At 51.0% G+C, this 2,499-nt stretch carries 2 protein-coding genes; both read left to right on the forward strand.

Annotated features, from left to right (window positions below; translation table 11 throughout):
• The coding region (locus tag VIM87_RS07595; protein ID WP_331996400.1) for a condensation domain-containing protein at nucleotides 1-1,085 on the forward strand (1,085 nt) is incomplete at its 5' end.
• 20 nt (nucleotides 1,086-1,105) lie between these two features.
• On the forward strand, nucleotides 1,106-2,499 hold a 1,394-nt coding region (locus VIM87_RS07600), incomplete at its 3' end, for an AMP-binding protein (protein WP_331996401.1).

The raw sequence follows: 2,499 nt of genomic DNA on the forward strand, positions 1-2,499 counted from the left end.
AAGATGCAACCCGCTGCTCTTTTAACCTGGAACAGGGCCCGCTGATGCAGGTGCTGCTGATACAGCTGCAGGATGAGGTGTACCGCATCAGCTTTACCATGCACCATATTATTTCCGATGGTTGGTCGCTGGAAATACTGATCAATGAAGTATGGCAGCTATATGGGGCGCTTGTACAGCAAAAGCCTGAACCTTTGGCGCCCCTGCGCCTGCAGTATAAAGATTATGCACACTGGCGTAACCAGCAAATGCAGCAGGGCGCAATGGAAGCGCAGCGCCGTTACTGGCTGAAACAGTTTGAAGGGGAAGTGCCGGTGCTGCACCTGCCTGCCGACAAAGCCCGGCCGGCCGTGAAAACGCATCGCGGCAGCACTGCCTGGTTTATGCTGGATGCGGCCCTGAGCAAGGCTATTGAACGCATGGCCGCTGAAACGCAGGTGACGCCTTTCTCCGTATTGCTGGCAGCCGTGAACCTGCTGTTATACCGTTACACCGGGCAAAAAGACCTGGTAGTAGGAGTGCCTATTGGCGGCCGCGACCACCCGGAGCTGGAAAACCAGATCGGTTTTTATACCAACATGATAGCAGTACGCAACCAGCTGCCTGTGCAACAATCTTTCAAAGAAGTATTAACCGCTACGGAAAAATGTTTTATAGAAGCTTATGAGCATGGCGTATATCCTTTTAACCAGGTAGTGGAAGATCTGCACCTGCAGCGTGATCCGGGCCGCTCTCATTTGTTTGATGTAATGCTGCAGTATGAAAGCTTTACATCTATACACAGCACAGAAGAGCGTTATGCCGGCATAACCTTAAGAACGCTGGATATAGATGATGGCGCCAGCAAGTTTGACCTCACGTTTGCTTTTAAACCCGTGGAAAATGGTTTGCAGCTGTCTATCAATTACAGTACAGACCTGTTCTTACCCGCCACCATTGCAGCTATGAAAGATGAGCTGGTGAAGCTGCTGGATGCCGTACAGCAAAACATGCAGCTAACGCCTGTAGCACTGAAACAGCAGCTGTCCGGCACACAGCAGGAGCAATGGCAGTTTGCCACCACCGCCATCAGCGCAGATTTTTAAACCGCCTTCAAAAGATAAATATGAATAAGAAAATTCTTCATACGCTATTTGAGAACCAGGCCGCACAAGCGCCGGAACGTATAGCCATCCGGGAAGTACAGCGCAGCCTTACCTATGGTACGCTGAATACAGCCGCCAACCGCCTGGCCCATTATTTACGCAGCCTGGGTATTGGCCGCGAAAGCATGGTGGGAGTGATGATCCCCGGCGGCGGCGCGCTGGTAGCCGCTTTATTGGCAGCCTTTAAGGCAGGCGGCGTATACCTTCCTATAGATACCGCTTTTTCCGGTAAGCGTTTAAAACAAATGTTCACACTCAGCACACCGGAAGTATTGATCCTTCCTGCTGCGCAAAAAGCAGCCATCCTGGAATTGCTGAGCGGCTTACAGATCCCGGTGCCGCAATTAGTGGTGCTGGATGAAATGCTGTTGTTTGAAGGCGCAGAAAGTTTTGCAGCTGCTAACCCTGAGCTGATCAATGAACCGGAAGATGGCAACTATCTTTTTTATACCTCCGGCTCAACCGGCGATGCCAAGGCTTTCCTGGGCTGCCACCAGAGCCTGAGCCACTTTATACACTGGGAGCTGAAGGAGTTTGGGATCACTGCTGAAGATAAGATCAGCCAGCTGTCGCAGTTTACCTTTGATGCTTCCCTGCGCGATATTTTCCTGCCCCTGAGCTGCGGCGCTACCTTATGTATGCCGGAGCCGGGGATTAAATCCAATGTGCTGCAGCTGATAGACTGGATCAATAACAGCGGTGTTACGCTGGTGCATTGTGTGCCGGCATTGTTCCGCCTTATTACCAGGGAGCTGCTGCAAAATCCGCAACCCGGAATGTTCCCGCAGCTGAAATACATACTTATGGCCGGTGAAGCGCTGTATGTAAAGGATATTCAGAACTGGCGCAGCGCAGTAGGTACACATGTGGAGATCGTGAACCTGTATGGTACTTCTGAAACCACGCTGGCCAAAACCTTTTACCGCATTGGTGAATTGCCCGATAACCCACAGCTGGCCATTCATGCCGGTAAGCCTATTGATAATGCCGCTGTGCTGATCATGAACGATGGTATTCCCTGCGCGGTGAACGAAGTGGGGAATATCTATATCCGCACCCCTTTCATGACAAAAGGTTATTACCGCAATGAAGCCCTGAACCGGGAAGTGTTTATACAAAACCCTTTGGTGGATTTTAAAGACATCCTGCACCAAACCGGCGATATGGGCCGGTTCAATGCTGACGGCAACATTGAAGTACTGGGCCGTACAGACGACCAGGTAAAAGTGAACGGCATCCGTGTAACGCTGGGAGAGGTGAAACAAGGGGTGCTGGAAGTAAGCGGTGTACAGCAGGTGGAAATTGTAGCTGCAGAAAACAATGATAATGGCAACGACCTGTTATGTTACTACAC

The sequence above is a fragment of the Chitinophaga sp. genome (assembly GCF_036569125.1).
Lineage (GTDB): Bacteria > Bacteroidota > Bacteroidia > Chitinophagales > Chitinophagaceae > Chitinophaga.